This window comes from Mycobacterium sp. (assembly GCF_032159565.1).
GTDB lineage: Bacteria > Actinomycetota > Actinomycetes > Mycobacteriales > Mycobacteriaceae > Mycobacterium.
Genome location: NZ_JAVHWR010000105.1, coordinates 1 through 18,761, shown reverse-complemented (window position 1 = coordinate 18,761; position 18,761 = coordinate 1). Strand labels below are relative to the sequence as shown.

The window sequence follows — 18,761 nt, the reverse complement described above, 5'->3', positions numbered from 1 at the left end:
CAGAACGGGCTTTCATTGACCGCCGACACGTACGCCGTCATCAGCTCGCGGTCGCCGACCGACCGGTCCGAGGGTCCACGCATCGCCTCGTGGGTGAGCGGTCCCGCGCCGTAGTAGTCTTTCCGGTAGAGCGCCAGCTTGACCGCATCCACCACCGGCTGTCGTCAGCGCCTTCGTGCCCAAACCATCACCGCGATCAAGGATCTCGAGCCTCATTGCCGACCCCCGATCGCCTCCGTGAGCGCGGTCAGCCCGCTGGCGTACTGCCTGTCCGCCGCGCCGATGGCGGCGCACACCATGATCTCGAATATCTGGTCCTCGCTCAGTCCCGCGTCGCCCACGGCGGCGTCATCGTCATCCGTCACCGCGTACGAGCGTGCGACCACCTTCGAGACCAAGTTCGCATCCCCTCGTCCAACCCGGCATTGTCCAACCCGGCATTGTCGAATGCGCTCCGACGCAACTCGGCCGGCGCAAACGCCGAATTCTCGAGAACACGAGTCACGAGCTCGCGGTGCAGCTGGGCATTGTCGGTCATCGTTATCGGATCTCCTCTCGGTCGCCGTCTCGGGCGCTTTCAGCTTGCTGCCGCCGCGCAGCTTGTCCGCGTGCGCGGCAAACCATTCGTTCACGCGGTCGTACGCGCGCTGTCGCTCCGACGGGCTCATGGCCGCCATATCGCTGGTGAACTGCTCGGTTTCCACGAAGAGAAGCACATACTTCACGGCTCATCACCCCTTGGTCATCGTCTCTATAGGCAAGACGATCGGGGAGACGCTCAATACGACGGCACGGACCATCCAACCGGGAAAGCGGGACGGCTACCGGGGAGTGGTCGGAAGAGTTACGACGTCTCGCCCCAGGCGACCGCGTGGCGGTGCTTGGCGATGTGGTCGAGCCGGGCGAATGCCGCCACGAGGTCCCCGGCGAGCGGCAGCTCGCCGTCGGGGTCGCAAATGCGCAGGATCCGCAGCACCGTGCGGCCGGCGGCAATCATCCAGTCGACATCACGCCGGGCGCAGTGCACGCTGACGTAGTACAGGGACGTGAAACCCTGGCTTCCGAAGAAGTCGACACCTGTCAGGTCGAGTATCAGTTGCTTGGAGACGCGGGTGTGGCGCTGGACGAACCGGCCGAGCGCATGGCGGTTGGTGGCGTCGATGTCGCCTCGGATGGCGACGAGCACCCGCCCGTCGCTCAGCTCCTGCGCGGTGAAGACCGCTCTGCCGTGGCGCTGCACCTCATCGGCGGATGGCAAATGCACATGGTGCAGCTGAACAGGACTGGCAGTGGTCAAAGTGAACTCCTTCCCCCCAGCGCACCGAGGGCGCTCGAGGAGACTCGAGGGCCCTGCAGTCTGAAGGCCGGACAATCGGCGCTGCGCTCTCGCGCGCCACGACCGGCTGTAAGCTCAACCGCATTGAGGTTACTACGGATTCCGCAAAATGTGCCAGACCTCATAGATCTCTAAATATTCATTGCGATTCTTCGTTTTTCGGACATTCTGGTGTTGGCCATATACCATCCCGACGCCAGCCGCCCCGTGCGCTACAACGGAATCCGTCGTCCCTGTGAGGTCGCGATACTGCCTGCGTTTGACGGGAGGGTGACCGGGCAGTCTGCAGTGACAGTCGCGTTGGACGAGGAACATCCAATGCCTTTCATCATCAGTTGCGGTGCTGCCGCATGACATCGACCTATCCCGATTTCGACACGATGCCGTTGCCGGAAATGCGTACGGGCGGCGCAGGATCCGTCCAGACACGCCGCGCGACTACGCGATCTAGGGCATCAGGAACTCGACGACGACGCCTGCCATTTCAGCGATCGCGTCGCGGCGGATGACTTCGTAGCCATGAGTGTTCAGGGTGGGCAGGCACAGCAGTCCCGTCTGCGCAGCCAGGCCGCCGGCCTTCGCGTGCGACGCGTCGGATTCGAATGCGCCCAACACGGCGGGTTGGGGTGACAGTCCGCAGGCAGATGCGATTTCCATCAGCCTGTCGGCGACCTTCTTGTCGTACACGCACTCCGCATCGCTGTACGCGACCATCGGTCCTCCGCTGACCCTGGTCCCGTACTCCTCCTCGGTCGGGCCGACCTCCAGCGCGAGGGTGACGTGTCCCGGCAGCGTTCGACTGGCATACGAGCCGCCGACACCGCCGACCTCTTCGCTGGTCGTGAAGACGACGTAGACGTCGTTCGGCGGCCGGCCGTCCCGTTGTTTCAGCGCTGCCGCGGCATCGAGCAGAGCGACCACCGCGGCGCGGTCGTCCATGAAGTAACAGCCGAGGTAGTCACCCAGCTCCACCAGGGTCCGCTTGCTTCGGTCAACACAGACGCGGGTGCCCGCCCGCACACCCGCACCGGCCAGCTCGGCGGGGGTCCTGCCGGTGAAGACGAAGACATGCGTCCAATCCATCGCTTTGTCTCCGCCATCGGGCTTCGTCTCCCAGATTCGTTTGCTTTCCGCGGTGGTGTGCTCCGAACCGAGCGACAGCACCCCGGTCAGCCGTTCTCCGTCGCCGAGCACCGCTACCGGGCCGAGGCCGAAGTTCCCGGGATACATCGTGCCGAGTGGGCTCAGATGCAGAGTGCCGTCGAAGTCGATTCGCTTCACGATCATGGACAGCTCGTCCATGTGCGCCATCACCCGGATGGCTTCGTCGTCGTCGGCACCACGAATCAGCCCGACCAGGTTGCCCGCCTTGTCGATCCACATCTCGTCGACGGACGCCGCAAGCTCACGCCGGCAGATGTCGCGGACATCCTCTTCTTGCCCGGAGGGTCCGCACGCCCACAGCAGTTCCTGCAACAGGTCGCGACGGAACCCGTCACTGATTGGCTTGTTCCCGCTTCTCCGCCGCCTTGGCGCCGCTGCGAGCGGACTCGGCCTCCGCCTCCTTCTTGGCGACGTCCTTCTGAGCGTCTGCCTTGTCCTGCTGCGCCTTGCCCTCTTCGGTCATGTCGTCGCGGCCGGCCACAGTGCCGACGGCCTCCTTGGCCTTACCCTTGACGTCTTCGACGGCGCCCTTGATGCCCTCTTGGGGACCGCTGTTGTCAGCCACGTGCAACTCCTTCGTCGTAGTTGGACCGCCCGAAGTGTTTCCCGGGCGCGCACGCGTCAAACAAGAATGTGAACGACGAGCGCTACGGCGACCACGACGAACAAGAGCACGAAGACGGCGACGGCGACGATCCCGGCGACCGTCGCCGGTGTGTACTTCCGCCGAGCCGGCGGTTGCGCAGCCGACAACCCCGACGTCTGCGCCGAGTCGGGCGGTGTCTCGCCGGGTTCGACACCGCCGCCCGGCTCGAGACCGGGAGTCTCTGCGGGGTCCGGATCAGGCGGCTGAGCGGTCATAACGATGAGGACATACCCAGCCGAAGGCGTTATACGCACATCGTCGGTTCGCCGTCACCTTCGGCGGGCTGTCGCTGATGCGCAGGCATTCGCGGCCGTGCGGTGCCGCGCCGCACCATACGATCCGAGGATGACCGCAGCGGCTGAGCCCTTCGTGACCGAGGCTCCCGACGGTATTCGCATCGTCGCGGACCGGATGGGTGACCCGCAGGCCTGCGCCGTGGTTTTCCTGCACGGCGGCGGGCAGACCCGGCGTTCATGGTCGCGCGCCGCCGCCGCGGTCGCCGACAGGGGATGGCAGGCCGTCACTGTCGACTTCCGCGGCCACGGTGAATCCGACTGGTCGAACGAGGGCGACTACCGCGTCATCACCTTCGCCGAGGACGTGCGCGAAGTGCTCGCCCAGCTACCGCCGAACCCCGTTCTCGTCGGGGCCTCCCTCGGCGGCTTCACCTCGATGCTGCTCGCCGGTGAACTGGCGCGGCGAATCGCGAGCGCCGTCGTGCTGGTGGACATCGTGCCGAGCATGAACCCGGCCGGCGCCGCGCGGATCCACGATTTCATGGCCGACCGGATGGTGGAGGGCTTCGCGTCGCTCGACGAGGTGGCCGACATGATCGCCGAATACAACCCGCACCGTCCCCGCCCCACCGATCTGAATGGCTTGCGCGCCAACCTTCGTCAGCGCGGCGACAGGTGGTACTGGCACTGGGATCCGCAGTTCATCGACGGCACCGCCGCCAATCCTCCGATCGAGGTGACCGATCCGGACCGCATGCACAAGGCGATCGAGGCGATCCTCGGCGACGACGTGCCGATGCTCCTTGTCCGCGGCCAGGTGAGCGACCTCGTCAGCGAGGATCGCGCGCAGGAGTTCCTCGCGCGCTTCCCGCAGGTCGAGTTCGTCGACGTGCAGGGGGCGGGACACATGGTGGCGGGCGACCGCAACGATCTCTTCGCGCATGCCGTCGTCGAGTTCCTCAACCGGCACTCCACGCATTGAGCATTCCCTACGATCAGCGCATGCGCGGATCCAAAATCCTCATCACCGGACCGAGCGGCCAGGTCGCCGCACCCATCGCCAAATCCCTCGCGGCGGACAACGAGGTATGGGGTATCGCCCGCTTCAGCGATCCGGCGGCACGGGAGGGTCTTGAGGAGGCGGGGGTGCGATGCGAGACGGTCAACCTCGCGTCGGGTGACTTCAGCGGGCTTCCGGCCGACTTCGACTACGTACTCAACCTGGCGGTCGCCAAAAGCGGCAGGTGGGACAAAGATCTCGGCGCCAACGCCGAATCGGCCGGCCTGCTGATGGCGCACTGCCGCACTGCGAAGGCGTTCCTGCACTGCTCGTCGGCGGCGGTCTACGACCCGCCCGACGACGAACCGCGAACGGAGCGTGCCGCGCTGGGCGACAACCACAAGCCGATGTTCCCAACGTATTCGATCTCCAAGATCGCCGGCGAGGTCGTCGTGCGGACGATGTCGCGCGCACTCGGCGTGCCCGCCATCATCGCTCGCCTCAACGTGCCGTACGGCGACAACGGTGGATGGCCGTTCTTTCACATGGAGATGATGCTGGGCGGCATCCCGATCCCGGTTCCCGACGGCGGACCCGCCGTGTACAACCCGATCCACGAAGACGACATCATCGCGATGATCCCGAAGCTGCTCGAGAAGGCGGCGGTGCCCGTCCCCACCATCAACTGGTGCGGCGAGCAAGCAGTCAGCCTGCAGGAGTGGTGCACCTACATCGGCTCGCTGATCGGCAAGGAACCGGTCTTCGAGAAGAGCGTGCAGGCGCTGCGCGGCAATCCGACGGACCCGACGCTGATGCGCGAGCTGGTCGGTGGCACCGCGGTCGACTGGCAGGACGGCTTCCGTCGGATGGTCGTCAAGTTCCATCCAGAGCTGGTCGGCTAGGTCGGTGGCGGAGCGCGTCAGTTTCCCGAGCACCACCGGGCCCACGCTCGCAGGTCTCGTCGACTCGCCCGAGGGCGAGGTGCGCGGTTGGGGTGTCTTCGCTCACGGCTTCACGCTCGGTAAGGACAGCCCTGCCGCCAGCAGGATTTGCAAGCAGCTCGCGAGCGAGGGCGTCGGCATGCTGCGCTTCGACAACCTGGGTCTCGGTGACTCGGAAGGAGATTGGGGCGACGGGTCGTTCTCCCACAAGGTCGCCGACACCGCCCGCGCCGTCGAGTTCATGAACGACTCCGGCCGCGAGATCCACCTGCTCGTCGGGCATTCGTTCGGCGGGTCGGCCGTGCTCGCCGCCGCCCACGACTGCCCGTCCGTCGTGGCGGTGGCCAGCGTCGGCGCGCCGTACGACCCCGGCCACGTCGAACACAACTACGACGCGCTGCTGGCCCGCATCGAAGCCGAGGGCGAGGCGCCGTTCCCGGTCGGTGGAAAGGCGCTCACCCTCAAGCGGCACTTCATCGAAGACGTCCGCAAGGCCGACCTCCGCGAACAGATCCGCACCCTGCGCCGTGCCCTGCTGGTCATGCATTCACCCACCGACAACACCGTCGGCATCGCCAACGCGAGCGAGATCTTCCGAGCCGCGCGACACCCCCGCAGTTTCGTGTCCCTGGAAGGCGCCGACCACCTGCTCACCGGCAAAAACCAGGCCGCCCGTGCAGCCCGGATCATCAGCGCCTGGACCGACCCCTATCTGTGACGATTCGACCGAGGTGTTTCGCCGCAGCTTTACTCGGGTAACTCCGCTTACAACGACAGACGTTGTCGAGCAGCAGGGAAAGGCCCATGAGTGGAAAACATCGCGCACGGTCGTCGAGGTCCAACCTGATAGTCGGCTCCATCGCCGCGTCGGTAGGCGTGTCCAGTGTGCTCGCCGCCGCGATCGTCGAACTGGTGGAGCCGGACGCCCCGACCGCAGCCACCCCTCCCGCGCCGCAGGCCGCTCAACCGCAGCAGCCGCTGACTCAGCAGGGCAGGTTGATCGCGGTGACGGCCGATTCGCTCACCACCCAAAGTGCCGACGGCTCGACCCACACCTACGCCGTCACTCCGGGCACCACCACGATCACCGATAGCGGTCAATCAGCGAGTCCGGCAGCGTCGTTCACCGTCAACGATGTAGTGACCGTCGTCGGCACCCCGCAGGGCGGCACCGTCGTCGCCACCGCCGTCGCCGACCAGTCCGCCGTCGGCCCGCAGGGCCGGCCTATGGAATACGGCGTCTGAGACGGCATTCCACGCCGAAGTGATCCGACGGGAACACCCGCGGGTCATCGCCGATCGGCTTCGTACCGAGTAGTTCGATCTCCGCTGCCGTCCAGTGATCACCTTTGAGCAGCACACGGTCGAATCGGACATGCCGATGCTTGTCCTTCATGTCGTAGCGCATCAGGTTGATCGACGTGTCTTCGGTGAACCCGTCCTCGCCGGGCCGTAAAGCGGGCCAGAGGTCGGTATAGAGCGGATCGATGTGCTCATTCTCGTCATCGCGCATGTTGAAATCACCAAGCAGCACAGCATCTTCCGTGTTCTGCAGTGCGCGGAACATCGTCTCGAGCTGACGTGTGCGCAGCGGTTTGGAGCTCTTTCCGCTGTCGAGATGCACCGAACACACCGGCTGCCGAATCCCGTTGATCATCAGGTCGGCCCGCAGATATCCGCGGGCCTGACGGGTCGGCAATCGGGTGTAGGTCACGTCGGTGACGGGAAGACGCGAAAGCATCAACATGCCGTAGTTGCCGACCCGGAAGCCGCTGACGGCCGCGCGGACATAGCTGTCGCGAATCCACCGCTGCGCGAGGAACACCCGCAGAGCCGAGCGCGTGATCTCCTGGAACACCATGATGTCGGGCCCGCGAGCGGACAGCAGTTCCGCGATCGCCTGGTAGCGCCGTTCGGCCTGCTTGCCTTCGTTCCAGATGTTGAAGGTCGTCAGCGTGACCTCGTCACGCTCGACACCGTCTGCGGTGACGCTGTTTGTCCACTGACCTGTGGCCGCGTTGAAGCCTCCGACGGGCACTGTGGTGCGGCGACGAGGTGCCGCCAGCCGCCTCAGCACCTCGGAAGGGCCCATGCCGAAGAGTTTCCAGCATGGGCCGCGACCGAGGGTGGGTGCCCCGCTAGTGGGTGCCCATATCGACAGTCCAGTAGTTACCCCATGGGCCGCCGGTCAGGTGAGCGGCGCCGGCGTCGGCGTATCCGCAATTCAGGATGTTGTTGCGGTGACCCCACGGCGGCGAGGCGTTCGCGTCATCCTGCATCCAGGCCACCACCGCGGCGTTCGCAGTGCTCTGTCCCGTCGCGACGATCTCACCGCGGGCGCTGCTGTAACCGGCCGCCTCTATCGGTCCGCCGTCCTCCCACGACCGTTTCCCGTTCGCGTTCTGGTGCGGATCGCTGTCCTTCGGCTGGGAGGCGATGTAGCTGTTGTGCGTCGCCGCTGCGCTGTCCAGGGCGCCCGAGTCGTTGAACGCGTTGGGGCAAGCGCTCATTGCGGCGCCTGCGGTGTTCCCGTGCGGCGGGTACTTCTCGGGATGCAGCCTGGCGTCGTTGACGGCGGCCAGCAGCGCGCCGTCGGGGCCACCGCTGCCCACCGGGGGTTGGTTCGGCGGATTGCCGTTACCGGGATTGGTCGCAGGGGGCGTCGAACCCTTCGGTGTGCCCATGATCGACGAGGCGCCCCACTTACCGTTGTCGATCCACACGGCGACTTCCATCTGGGTGATGTCACAGTTGCCGAACAGATCCTTGGTTGGATTGTTCAGCCAGAAGTCGACGGTGTCCTGCGGCGTGGCGCCGTTCGGATTGAAGTAGTCCATCTCGCCCCAGTTGGACGGGTTGTAACCCCTGCCCTGCAGCAGCGGCACTGTGTTGGACTGCAGCTGGCCGTTATTGGTCGCCAACGTCTTGGCATACTGCAAGGCCACGTCGCCGAGCGCAGGCGCGCGGCCGTACGGCGCACAGCCAGCGGCCGCATGCTGTTGGTTGATCAGATCAAAGAGGGTTCCGCTGTTCGGGTCCGGGGCGGCAAGGGCGTGCGGTGACCCGACCAGGTAGGCGCCGACGCAGCCGGCGGCAGCTGCCATGGCAGCGAGTTTGCGTGTTCGAGTGGTGGTCATGGGCTGAACGTACGACCGATGGATAAGGAAAGATATCGGGCGTTTCCCTCCCCGCCTGCCTGCCTACCGACCGCAGTTACCGCACGGCCAATGGCCAGAAAGCCGGCCTCACCGCAGCTTGACGACGACTTTGCCTTTGGCGGTGCGGTTCTCGAGCGATGCGATGGCGTCGCCCGCGCGCTCCAGCGGATAGATCTCCGGTTCCGGCGCGGACACCGCGCCCGACGCCAGCAGCGGCTCCAACTCGTCCCACTGTTCGCGCAGGTAATTGGGATGGGTGAATGTCCACGCGCCCCAGCCGACGCCGACCGCGTCAACGTTGTTGAGCAATAGCCGGTTCGCCTTGATGGTGGGGATCTCTCCGCCGGTGAACCCGATGATCAGCAGCCGACCGCCGGGTGCCAGGCAACGCAGTGAGTCGGTGAACCGGTCACCGCCGACCGGGTCGACGACGATGTCCACGCCCTTGCCGTCCGTCAGCCCCATGACGGCGTCCTTGAAGCCGTCCGCCAGCACCACGTCGGATGCGCCCGCGGAGTTGGCGATCGGTTTCTTGTCTTCGGTGCCGACCACCGCGATGGTCCGCGTTGCGCCCCACACCGGCGCCAAACGCAGTGTCGAGGTGCCGATTCCGCCCGCTGCGCCGTGCACCAGAACGGTTTCACCGTCGGTCAGCCTGCCGCGGGTGCGCAGCGCGTGATGCATCGTGAGGTCGTTGAACAGCAGCCCCGCACCGGCTTCGAAGGACACGTTGTCGGGCAGCTTGAACACTCTCTCCGGTTGCAGCGCAACCATTTCGGCCATCCCGCCGTTCCGCATCGTCAGGCCTGCGACCCGATCGCCCGCGGCGAAGCCGCTACCGGAGGGTGCGCTGCGCACCACGCCCGCGATTTCGGCGCCCGGCACGAACGGCAACTCCGCCTTGTACTGATAGAGCCCGCGCGACTGCAGAGCGTCGGGAAAGGCCACCCCTGCCGCGTGCACCTCGACGACGACCGCGTTCTCGTCGGTGGGCTCTTCCAGCTCGACGAGCTCCGCCGCCGCGGGCCCGTCGAGGCGGGGTATCTGAATTGCGCGCATCGCCCCATTTAACAGCCTCGGGTCGACGGTACGGTTGCCGCCTGACGGTAATATCTGCCGGCTATGCCGAGAGGTCAGCGGGTCAACCGCACTGCGCGACGGTTAGCTGCAGCCGACGCTCTGCCGCCGTCACGTCCGCTGCACGTGCGCGCCGGCGACGGCACTGCGCTGCACGCCGAGGTCTTCGGACCCGAGGACGGCTACCCGATCGTGCTGGCGCACGGCATCACCTGCGCCCTCCGGGTGTGGGCGTATCAGATCGCCGATCTGGCCTGCGAGTACCGCGTGATCGCTTACGACCACCGCGGCCATGGTCGCAGCGGCGTGCCGTCGCGGCGTGCGAACTACGGGCTGAACTTCCTTGCCGCCGACCTCGACGCCGTTCTGGAGGCGACGCTGAAGCCAGGCGAACGGGCCGTGCTGGCCGGCCACTCCATGGGCGGCATCGCGATCGCGTCGTGGTCGGAGCGGTATCCGCGCCGGGTGACCGAACGCGCCGACGCCGTAGCCCTGATCAACACCACCACCGGCGACCTGCTGCGCCATGTGAAGCTGGCGGCCGTTCCCCGGCCGCTCACCAACGCCCGCGTTCGCGCGGCGGAAAGCCTTCTCAGGAGCTTCGGTGCGGCGCCCCTGCTGCGTGCCGCGGACCGGCCCAGCAAGCGGTTCGTGACGATGATGGCCGTTGGCCGGGACGCGGACCCGGCGGTCGGGGAGTTCGTCTACCAACTGTTCACCGAGACGCCTGCCGCCAGTCGCGGCGGCTGGGCCCGCAAGCTGATCGACTCCCTGGGCACCCACCAGCACATCGGTCTGCAGAACCTCACCGTGCCGACGCTGGTGATCGGCAGCCGGCAGGATCGCCTTCTGCCGATCGTGTCGTCGCGTCACATCGCGCGGACGGCGCCCAACCTCGCCGATTTCGTCGAGCTTTCCGGCGGGCACTGCGCGATCCTCGAGCGCCCCGACGAGGTCAACGGCCACCTGCGCTCGCTCATCGAGTCGGTCGCCGAGCCGCGGCGGGCCACCTCTTAGCCCGACAGTTCGCCGTGCACCTCGGCGGCCGCGCGACGACCCGATCGCACGGCGCCGTCGAGGAAGCCGGTCCACTCGTCAGCGGTTTCGGTGCCCGCCCAGAAGATTCCCTGCACCGGCTTGCGCAGCCACGGGCCATAGGTGGTCCATGACCCGGGCGGTACCGCGGCGGTCGGTCCGCCGGGCGCGAATTCCTCACTGGCCCAACAGTGGTCGACGTAGTCGATCGGTTCCAGAGCGTCGTCGCCGAACAGCGCCGCGAACCCCGCCAGCGCGCGCTCGCGGCGCTCGGCGGGCGGCAGCGGATCGAAAGTGCGCGGGTCGGTGAAGCCCAACAGGATCCCGGGCTTCTCGTCGCCGCCGGGGCTGACGTCGAAGGTGATGAACACGGGGCCCTCGTCCGACAGCGCCTCGCCGCTGCATCCGTTCGCGCGCCAGAACGGTGTCCGGTAGGCGGCGTACGCCTTGCTCAGGCTTCCCTGCGGCCAGTGCTGCGCGAGTTTGTCGTATTCGGCGGGCAGGTCGGGGGAGAACTCGATTGCCGCGCGGTGCGCGGGCGGGATGGCCACGATGACGGCCCTCGCGGTGACGTCGCCGCCGTCGGCGCCGACCGTGGTGGTGCCGTCGGCATGCCGCTCGATGCGCCGGACGATCGCTGCCAGCCGGACTCGCTCGCCCAGCCCGTCGGCCAGCTTGAGCGCGATCTGCTGGGTCCCGCCGGGGAAGCGGTCCTGTTGTGCGCCGCCGTTCACGTCGAGCATCCGTCCGATCCCGCCTGCCGCCTTGACGTAGCGCACGGCGTGCAACATCGACACCTGATCGGGCTCGCAGCCCCAAGTGACCCGCGACATGATCGCCATCAGATCGCGCGTCGACGCACCTGCGTGCAGCGAGCGCAGCCATCGCTCCAGGGTCTGGTTGTCGAGGCTGTGTGCGTGGGGCGCCGTCCACGGCTCCGCGATCGACAGCCGGCGGCAGAGTCGTTCGAAGCGCCACTGGATGCGGGAGACGTCGAACAGTTCGAGCATCGACAACCGCGGGATGGTGCTGCGGTATTCGCGGATGCGGCCACGCCATTTGATCAGGTTCTTGCCGCGGCCGTGGGTGGGCACAGTTTCGCAGCCCAGCTCACGCGCGAGGTCGGTGACGGCCGTCTGCGTCGGGCCGACGAATGTGCCGCCGAGGTCGACCGGTGTGCCGGCGATCGTCGTGGTCGACGACCGCCCCCCGACCCGGCCGCGGCCCTCGAGCACGATCACGTCGTATCCGTGCCTGACCAGGTCGCGCGCCGCGGTCAGGCCGGCGAACCCGGCCCCGACGACGACGACATCGGCATTAATGGGCTGTGTCACGCGACTAGGCTCTCACGCCGTGAGGGTGATGACAGCGCTGTTCGGCCCCATCGACGCGATCGAGCAGGCGCGGGCGTTTCGCGACGCCGGTGCGAGCGGGGTGTTCACCTTCGAAGGGACGAACGACGTCTTCACGCCGCTCACCCTGGCGTCGACCGTCGGCGGTCTCGATCTGATGACCAACGTCGCTATTGCTTTTCCCCGCAACCCGATTCACCTCGCTCACCAAGCGATCGACCACCAACTGCTCAGCGAAGGCCGATTTGCGCTCGGCCTGGGCACCCAGATCCGCACGCAGATCGAGAAGCGGTTCGGCACCGACTTCGACAAACCGGTCGCCAGGATGACCGAGCTGGTCGCGGCGTTGCGGGCCATTTTCCATGCCTGGGAGACCGGCGAGCGGCTCGACTTCCGCGGCGAGTACTACCGCCACACGTTGATGACGCCGACGTTCAGCCCTGGCGAGAACCCCTACGGCCCGCCGCCGATCTACGTCGGCGCGCTGGGCCCCCGGCTCACCCGCGCGGCCGCCGAGCACGCCGACGGTCTGCTGGTGATGCCGTTCGGCAACAAGCGGTACCTGCACGAGGTGACCATGCCCGCGGTGCGGGAAGGTTTGGCAGCGGCAGGCAAGCCGCCACAGGACTTCGCCGTCATCCCGGAGATCATCGTGTCGGTGGGCGAAGACGAGGAGGCTCACAGCGCGGCCCGCCGTCTGTTGGGGTTCTACGGTTCGACGCCCGCCTACCGCCCGGTCCTCGAGATCCACGGGTGGGGTGACCTGCAGCCCGAGCTGAACGCGTTGTCCAAGCAGGGCCGGTGGCAGGAGATGGGCACGCTCATCGACGACGAGGTGCTGCACACCATCGCTGCCTGCGGCACGGCGACCGAGGTGGCCGCCCATATCCGGGACCGGGTCGACGGCATATCCGACCGGGTCTGCCTGTACCAGCCGGGTCCGATCGCGCCGGAGATGTTGGGCGAGATCGTTGACGCGCTCCGCGGCTGACGACATATCGTGGTACCGGGGCGGACCAAGGGAGGTCTAGATGGCCGATGAGCGCTTGCGCGAAGAGCAGACTGACGCCGATGAGCGCTTGCGCGAAGAGCAGGCTGACGCCGAGTACTCCGATGTCCTGATCATCGGCGCGGGGATCTCCGGGATCGGCGCCGCATACCGCGTCCACGAGAAGAACCCGAAGCTGTCGTACACGATGCTCGAACGCCGAGCGCAGATCGGCGGCACCTGGGACCTGTTCCGCTATCCCGGCATCCGGTCGGACAGCGACATCTTCACGTTGAGCTTTCCCTTCGAACCGTGGACTCGAGAAGAGAATATCGCCGACGGATCGGACATCCGGGAGTACCTTGTCGAGACCGCGCGCAAGCATGGCATCGACAAGCACATCCGCTTCAACACCCGCGTCCTGTTAGCCGACTGGGATTCGTCCACCGACACATGGACGGTGCAGACCGAGGTGGACGGTGTGGCGAAGACCTATCGCGGCCGGTTCCTGTTCTTCGGCACTGGCTACTACAACTATGACGAGCCCTATCGGCCGGATTTTCCTGGGCTGGAGACCTTTTCGGGTGAGGTCGCGCACCCCCAGTTCTGGCCGGAGTCCCTGGACTACACAGAAAAGAGGGTGGTTGTGATCGGGAGCGGCGCAACGGCGGTCAGTATGATTCCATCGCTGACCGAGAAGGCCGGCAAGGTGACGATGCTGCAGCGCTCTCCGACGTACCTGGTGTCGAAGCCGCGCATAAACCCTGTCGTTCAGGCGATCCGAAAGGTATTGCCGTTCCGCATCGCGTATCCCGTCGCGCGTTGGTACAACACCGTTTTAACAGTGTTGCTCTACGTGCTGTCGCGCAAGGCGCCGCGTTACGTCCGGCGGTCACTTCGGAACGCAGCGATGGAGGCTCTGCCCGGGGGCTATCCAGTCGACGTGCACTTCAAGCCGCGGTACAACCCGTGGGACCAGCGGATGTGCTTGATCCTCGACAACGACATCTACACCGCCGTCGGCGACGGCCGCGCTGAGATGGCAACCGACCACATCGACCACATGGACGCCGACGGCATCGTGCTGCGCTCCGGTGATCGGATTGATGCCGACGTGATCGTCACCGCCACCGGACTGCAGTTGCAGGCGCTCGGCGGCGTCGCGCTGAGTATCGATGGTGCGGAGGTCAAGCCGCAGGACCGATTCGTCTACAAGGAGCACCTGCTCGAGGACGTGCCGAATGCGGCATGGTGCGTCGGGTACATCAACGCCTCATGGACGCTTCGTGCGGATCTGACCGCACGAGCGGTGGCGAACTTGTTGGCGTACATGGGTTCCCACGGCTACACGCATGCCTACCCGCACCTCGGTGACGTGCCGATGCCGGAGAAGCCTGCGTGGAACATCAACGCGGGCTACGTGCAGAGGGCCGCGCACGCGTTGCCGAAGTCGGGAACGCATCGACCATGGAACGTGCGCCACAATTACGTGCTGGACGCGATCGACCACCGCTTCGACCGGATCGAGGAGTCGATGGTGTTCGGTCGCGTCGAGGCGAAGTCCGCGCAGTCGGCCTAGGGGAGTCCGGTTGTGAGCGTCGCGGTCATTCTGGTGATCGCGGTGTTTTTTCTCGGCATGGGCGTTTATGCGTTGGCCGCACCCGGCGCGCTGATTCGGCCGTTCGGCGTCACTCTGGAGTCGCCGGTTGCGCGTTCGGAGGTGCGCGCGGTCTACGGCGGGTTCGGGTTGGCGATCGCCGCGGCGCTTGGCTACGCGGCCCTCCGCGGCGGGGACGTGGCGAAGGGAATTCTGATCGCCGTTGGGGTGGCGTTGGTCGGAATGGCATTGGGTCGCGTCGTGTCTGCGATAGTCGATGCGCGGACGCCGTTTTACCCGAACTGGTTCTACTGCATCGTCGAAGTCCTCGCGGGCGCAGCGCTGTTCGCGGTCAGCTAACCGCGCGTCCAGAGCTTTTGGTAGCGCCACAGGCGTCACAGCGATCAACGTTTCGCAGAGGAAGTGCGAGAAGACGCGTGCAAAAAGTTGATCGCTGCTACGGGTGTGACCGCTGTGACGATCGCTGTTGCGACCAGCGATCTACGGCGCGACGGTCAGCCAGTCCGCGAAGCCCGACGGATCGTGCCGCCCCAGCGCGCCGTGTTCGAACAAACCCCAACCCTCGGCGGGTGTGCCGTTGCCGTCGGTGCACACCGCACGGCCGACGTGGTCGATCACGCCGAACCCCGCGCGCCCGATGATCGCCGGATCGGTCATGTCGTAGGTGAGCCGCTCGGTGAACTTGTCGCCCTTCCACGTGCCGTGGATCCAGTCCGAGTCGCCGCCGTATCCGCCGCCCACGTGAATCGGCACGGGCAGTTTGGATTCCACATCAAATCGGAGCAGCGCCCCTGCGGCTGTTGTCGTCTCGATCGTCGCGCCGGTCGGTATCCGGGTGCCCGGCGTGTAGTGGATCTTCACCCGCGGCCACCCCAGCTGCTCGACGCGGCCGTCCTTCCACACCCGGGTGCAGTCGTTCAGCGACCGGAATCCGCTGGGCTCCTCCTGGATGATCAGCACGATCGAGAAGTCGTCGAACGCCATCGGCACGTACAGCCACCACATGCCCTCGAACGGTGGATCCGCGGGACGCCCAGCCGGTTCCGCCTCGCCGATGGGCCGGATGCCCCACGACCGGTCCCGCGTGCCGATCCACACCGATGGGTCGACGGTGATCTCCTCGCCGTCGACGACGACCTGTCCACTCCACGAGCCCACCTGAGCGAATCGCTGCGCGTCCAAGGTGACTCGGGTGCCCGCGCGCAGGATGTGCCGCTGCTCCTGCACGACGTTGAACAGCCCGCTCCAGGTCAGGTCGACGGCCACACCCTCCGTCTCATCCATCACGATGCGCAGCTGATGCAGCGGATCGGTGACCTCGACGCGGTAACCCAACACGTTCTGGTTGAGCCGGTCGGAGTCGATGGCATCCGAAAGGTGTACCGCCGTCTGCAACTCGCCCTGCCGGACCAGCACGAACGCATCCTTCACGCCGAGGTTCGGGTAGTACCCGATGCCGGTGATCAGGAAGATGTCGCCGGTGCGGTCGTGGGCGTTGAAATAGGACCTGTCGTAGAAGTTGCGGTCGGAGGTGCCCGGCCACGCGATCGGCTGCGGGATCTGGTGGACCGGAAACTCATCCATGGGCCCGAGCATCAGGCTTCACCTCCGATGAGGCGCCGCAGCAGGGCGCCGTGGTAAAAGAGCGATTCGACGTCGTCGGGTTTCTCGATCTCGCCGAAGCGGACGCGACGGGCGCTGGTCCGCATGAACACGCAACACCAGATAACCCCGGAGTACACGTAGAACCAGTTCAGGTCACCCAGCTCGACGCCGGCCTTCTCGGCGTAGGTGGCCTTGACGTCGTCCTCCCGCATGAAGCCGGGCAGACCCGGCATCCCGGCCAGACCGGCGAGCTCCTGAAATACCATGTGGGCGAACACCATCCATGCGGCATCCATCTCCCGCGGTCCAAGCGTCGCCATCTCCCAGTCGAGCACGGCGACCGGCTTGAAGTCCTCGTAGAGCACGTTGCCGACTCGGGAGTCTCCCCAGATGAGCACCGGCTGGGTGGCCGCGACGTCCTCGGGCCAGTTCGCCTCGAGCCACTCGAGCGCCTGTTCGACGAGCGGGGACCGGCCGATGTCGGGAACCGCGAACCGATACCACGATTGCAGCCAGTTCAGGTTGCGCCGCAACGCGTTCGGCTCGTCGCCGTCGGCCAGGAAGCCGAACGTGGTTTCCGCCGAGGGCATCGCGTGCAGCTTCGCCAGCACGTCGACGGTGTTGTCCTGCAGTGCGCGCTGCGACTCCGCAGATGAGTCGGCGAACCAGTTGCCGCCGAACGTGTAGGGCATGACGTCGGGTGGCACCACTCCTGACACGTAGTCCATCAAGAAGAACTGCGTGCCAAGGACGGTGCCCGTCGGCTCCAGCCACCGCACCCGCGGCACGGGGACGTCGGTCTGCTCGCCGACCAACCGGATCACATCGAACTGGTGGTCCATCCGATACGACGAGAACACCGGCACGTCCTCTTGGGAGGGCGCAACGCGGGCCACCCATTTCGCTTCTTGCCGTTCGCCGTCGGCCTCCCAGCGCCCGGACAAGATGATCGTCTCCGACGACATCCCGTTCGAATCGACGCCGCTCTCGACGGTCACCTGGGGCGTGGTGCCGCCGGGCATCACCGTGGACAGCCACTGCGACATCACGCCGGGCAGGGTGCTGACGTCTCTGGCGGAGCGCTGGAGTCGGCCGACGTCTTCGACGGCCGGTTCTGTTGCCAAGGTTCTTCCTCCGGCTTAATTACGATACTGTGGGTAGCGTTATGAAAGCAGACCCGAGTTCTGTTGACAAGAGGCGCGCACGAGAGGAGCACACATTGTCCTCAGCCGCGGGCCGGCCCCGCGACCCGCGTATCGACGCTGCCATACTGCGCGCGACGACGGAACTGCTTGTGGAAATCGGCTATTCGAATCTGACGATGGCCGCGGTCGCAGAGCGGGCCGGTACCACCAAGACCGCGCTGTATCGCCGGTGGTCGAGCAAGGCGGAGCTCGTCCATGAGGCGGCCTTTCCCGCCGCGCCGACGGCGATCGAGGCTCCGCCGGGGGATTTCCGCGCCGATGTCCGCGCGATGATCGGCGCCGCCAGGGATGTGTTCACCAGCCCGGTGGTGCGGGCGGCGCTCCCAGGTCTGATCGCGGACATGACGGCCGACGCCGAACTGAACACGACGGTGATGGACCGGTTCGACGACGTGTTCGCCGCTGTGCGGACCCGGTTGACGGACGCGCTGCGGCGCGGCGACGTCCATCCCGACATCAATCCCGACCGGCTCATCGAGGTCATCGGCGGGACCACGATGTTGCGCCTGCTGTTGTGGCCTGACAAGGAACTCGACGAGCAGTGGGTCGACGAGACGACTGCGATCGTCGCCCACGGTGTGATTGCCTGACACCATGGTTCAGCCGTTCCCCACCGAATGGCGCACCGCGCTGGTACTTGTGCCGCATCCCGACGATCCCGAATACGGTGTGGCCGCTGCCGTCGCCAAATGGACCTCGCAGGGCAAGACCGTGTACTACGCGCTGGCGTGCCGCGGCGAGGTCGGCATCGAAGGCATGCCGCCGGAAGAGGCCGGACCGCTACGCGAACGCGAACAACGGCTTTCGGCGGCCATCGTCGGGGTGGAGCACGTGGAGTTCTGGGATTTTCCCGACAGCCAGATATTCGACACACCCGAACTGCGCGACAAGATCGCCGAAACGATCACCGAGCTGGCGCCCGACGTAGTGCTCACGCTCTACAGCGGTCCGGAATGGGGGCCCGGCGCACCAAATCAGCGCGACCACATCGAGTTCTCGAATGCCGTTGCCGCCGCTTACCATTCGCTACCAGAGCCGCCCCGCTGGCTCTTCGAGTGCGGCCCGTACGGGACGCACGGCGAGGTGGTGGACGGGTTCATCGACGTCGCGGTCGAGTCGCTGTGCGCCCACGACGTCTACCTGTCGGTGCTCGACCCCGACACGCCGGTCGTGGAGCAAGCCCGCAACCAGGTCGACATGACGACGCAGCCGCCGCTGCCGGGGCTCGACGGCGACCGTTCAGTCGAGTTCATCCTGAAACGGCAGGTCGGCGACTAGCTGCCGTCGATCTGTCGCTTGTTGCGCTCGGACACCGCACGGAACCGATCGCCGAGGTTGTCGAAATCGCGATGTTGCGCGAACGCAATCTTTTGCTCGGCGGCCAACGCGGGATCGATCAC

Annotated in this window: 21 protein-coding genes and 1 pseudogene; 10 read left to right on the top strand and 12 right to left on the bottom strand. The window is 66.4% G+C overall.

Annotated features, from left to right (window positions below; all coding sequences use genetic code 11):
* Positions 1-212: 212 nt before the first annotated feature.
* From QOC76_RS12980 to QOC76_RS12960, 5 genes are all read right to left on the bottom strand, one after another.
* Positions 213-365, bottom strand: coding sequence for a hypothetical protein (locus tag QOC76_RS12980; RefSeq protein WP_526357241.1), 153 nt, complete (start codon positions 363-365; stop codon positions 213-215).
* A 479-nt stretch (positions 366-844) separates the two neighbouring features.
* Positions 845-1,297 carry an STAS domain-containing protein gene (locus QOC76_RS12975; RefSeq protein WP_526357240.1) on the bottom strand — a complete coding sequence of 151 codons (453 nt, stop codon included), beginning with the start codon at positions 1,295-1,297 and terminating at the stop codon, positions 845-847.
* Between the two features lie 486 nt (positions 1,298-1,783).
* Positions 1,784-2,812 carry a M42 family metallopeptidase gene (locus tag QOC76_RS12970; RefSeq protein WP_526357239.1) on the bottom strand — a complete coding sequence of 343 codons (1,029 nt, stop codon included), beginning with the start codon at positions 2,810-2,812 and terminating at the stop codon, positions 1,784-1,786.
* Between the two features lie 19 nt (positions 2,813-2,831).
* Positions 2,832-3,065, bottom strand: coding sequence for a microaggregate-binding protein 1 (mbp1, locus tag QOC76_RS12965; protein ID WP_526357238.1), 234 nt, complete (start codon positions 3,063-3,065; stop codon positions 2,832-2,834).
* A 56-nt stretch (positions 3,066-3,121) separates the two neighbouring features.
* Positions 3,122-3,361: a DUF6480 family protein gene (locus QOC76_RS12960; protein ID WP_526357237.1), complete on the bottom strand. Its 240-nt coding sequence runs from the start codon at positions 3,359-3,361 to the stop codon at positions 3,122-3,124.
* A gap of 130 nt (positions 3,362-3,491) precedes the next feature.
* Between QOC76_RS12960 and QOC76_RS12955 the strand changes: the two genes are divergently transcribed.
* The 4 genes from QOC76_RS12955 (at position 3,492) to QOC76_RS12940 (ending at position 6,568) form a co-directional block, all read left to right on the top strand.
* Complete coding sequence (locus QOC76_RS12955) at positions 3,492-4,364, top strand: alpha/beta fold hydrolase (RefSeq protein ID WP_526357236.1); 873 nt, start codon at positions 3,492-3,494, stop codon at positions 4,362-4,364.
* Between the two features lie 20 nt (positions 4,365-4,384).
* Positions 4,385-5,284, top strand: a complete 900-nt coding sequence (locus QOC76_RS12950; protein ID WP_526357235.1) for an NAD-dependent epimerase/dehydratase family protein — start codon at positions 4,385-4,387, stop codon at positions 5,282-5,284.
* A 4-nt stretch (positions 5,285-5,288) separates the two neighbouring features.
* Positions 5,289-6,041 carry an alpha/beta hydrolase family protein gene (locus QOC76_RS12945; RefSeq protein ID WP_526357234.1) on the top strand — a complete coding sequence of 251 codons (753 nt, stop codon included), beginning with the start codon at positions 5,289-5,291 and terminating at the stop codon, positions 6,039-6,041.
* Positions 6,042-6,127: 86 nt separating this feature from the next.
* Positions 6,128-6,568, top strand: a complete 441-nt coding sequence (locus QOC76_RS12940; protein WP_526357233.1) for a hypothetical protein — start codon at positions 6,128-6,130, stop codon at positions 6,566-6,568.
* Here QOC76_RS12940 and QOC76_RS12935 read toward each other — a convergent pair.
* From QOC76_RS12935 to QOC76_RS12925, 3 genes are all read right to left on the bottom strand, one after another.
* Positions 6,549-7,415, bottom strand: coding sequence for an endonuclease/exonuclease/phosphatase family protein (locus QOC76_RS12935; RefSeq protein WP_526357232.1), 867 nt, complete (start codon positions 7,413-7,415; stop codon positions 6,549-6,551). The genes QOC76_RS12940 and QOC76_RS12935 overlap by 20 nt on opposite strands.
* A 46-nt stretch (positions 7,416-7,461) precedes the next feature.
* Entirely contained in the window at positions 7,462-8,460 is a 999-nt protein-coding gene (locus QOC76_RS12930) for a CAP domain-containing protein (RefSeq protein WP_526357231.1), read from the bottom strand.
* Between the two features lie 108 nt (positions 8,461-8,568).
* Positions 8,569-9,540, bottom strand: a complete 972-nt coding sequence (locus QOC76_RS12925) for an NADPH:quinone oxidoreductase family protein (protein ID WP_526357230.1) — start codon at positions 9,538-9,540, stop codon at positions 8,569-8,571.
* Positions 9,541-9,603: 63 nt separating this feature from the next.
* Between QOC76_RS12925 and QOC76_RS12920 the strand changes: the two genes are divergently transcribed.
* Positions 9,604-10,575 carry an alpha/beta fold hydrolase gene (locus QOC76_RS12920; protein WP_526357229.1) on the top strand — a complete coding sequence of 324 codons (972 nt, stop codon included), beginning with the start codon at positions 9,604-9,606 and terminating at the stop codon, positions 10,573-10,575.
* Here QOC76_RS12920 and QOC76_RS12915 read toward each other — a convergent pair.
* The gene (locus QOC76_RS12915; protein ID WP_526357228.1) at positions 10,572-11,927 is read right to left on the bottom strand and encodes a flavin monoamine oxidase family protein; all 1,356 of its coding nucleotides are present in this window, start codon (positions 11,925-11,927) and stop codon (positions 10,572-10,574) included. The genes QOC76_RS12920 and QOC76_RS12915 overlap by 4 nt on opposite strands.
* Before the next feature lie 28 nt (positions 11,928-11,955).
* Here QOC76_RS12915 and QOC76_RS12910 point away from each other — a divergent pair, with 28 nt between their 5' ends.
* Genes QOC76_RS12910 through QOC76_RS12900 form a run of 3 tightly spaced genes read left to right on the top strand, consistent with a single transcriptional unit; the run spans position 11,956 to position 14,890 of the window.
* Entirely contained in the window at positions 11,956-12,936 is a 981-nt protein-coding gene (locus QOC76_RS12910) for an LLM class F420-dependent oxidoreductase (RefSeq protein ID WP_526357242.1), read from the top strand.
* Positions 12,937-12,976: 40 nt separating this feature from the next.
* On the top strand, positions 12,977-14,512 hold the full coding sequence (locus QOC76_RS12905) for a flavin-containing monooxygenase (RefSeq protein ID WP_526357227.1): 1,536 nt from the start codon (positions 12,977-12,979) through the stop codon (positions 14,510-14,512).
* Between the two features lie 12 nt (positions 14,513-14,524).
* The gene (locus QOC76_RS12900) at positions 14,525-14,890 is read left to right on the top strand and encodes a DUF4345 family protein (protein ID WP_526357226.1); all 366 of its coding nucleotides are present in this window, start codon (positions 14,525-14,527) and stop codon (positions 14,888-14,890) included.
* A gap of 141 nt (positions 14,891-15,031) precedes the next feature.
* Here the strand turns inward: QOC76_RS12900 and QOC76_RS12895 are convergent, their stop codons facing one another.
* A complete protein-coding gene (locus QOC76_RS12895; RefSeq protein WP_526357225.1) occupies positions 15,032-16,147 on the bottom strand; it encodes an Rv3169 family protein in 1,116 nt (371 codons plus the stop codon).
* A complete protein-coding gene (locus QOC76_RS12890; protein WP_526357224.1) occupies positions 16,147-17,280 on the bottom strand; it encodes a phosphotransferase family protein in 1,134 nt (377 codons plus the stop codon). The genes QOC76_RS12895 and QOC76_RS12890 overlap by 1 nt, the downstream gene beginning before the upstream one ends.
* Before the next feature lie 41 nt (positions 17,281-17,321).
* Here QOC76_RS12890 and QOC76_RS12885 point away from each other — a divergent pair, with 41 nt between their 5' ends.
* Both QOC76_RS12885 and QOC76_RS12880 read left to right on the top strand, forming a co-directional pair.
* A complete protein-coding gene (locus tag QOC76_RS12885) occupies positions 17,322-17,951 on the top strand; it encodes a TetR/AcrR family transcriptional regulator (protein ID WP_526357223.1) in 630 nt (209 codons plus the stop codon).
* Positions 17,952-17,955: 4 nt separating this feature from the next.
* Positions 17,956-18,639 (top strand): PIG-L deacetylase family protein, encoded by a 684-nt coding sequence (locus QOC76_RS12880; RefSeq protein ID WP_526357222.1) that lies wholly within the window; start codon positions 17,956-17,958, stop codon positions 18,637-18,639.
* Here QOC76_RS12880 and QOC76_RS12875 read toward each other — a convergent pair.
* A pseudogene (locus QOC76_RS12875) lies at positions 18,636-18,761 on the bottom strand (enoyl-CoA hydratase); the annotation flags it as partial. The gene QOC76_RS12880 and the pseudogene QOC76_RS12875 overlap by 4 nt on opposite strands.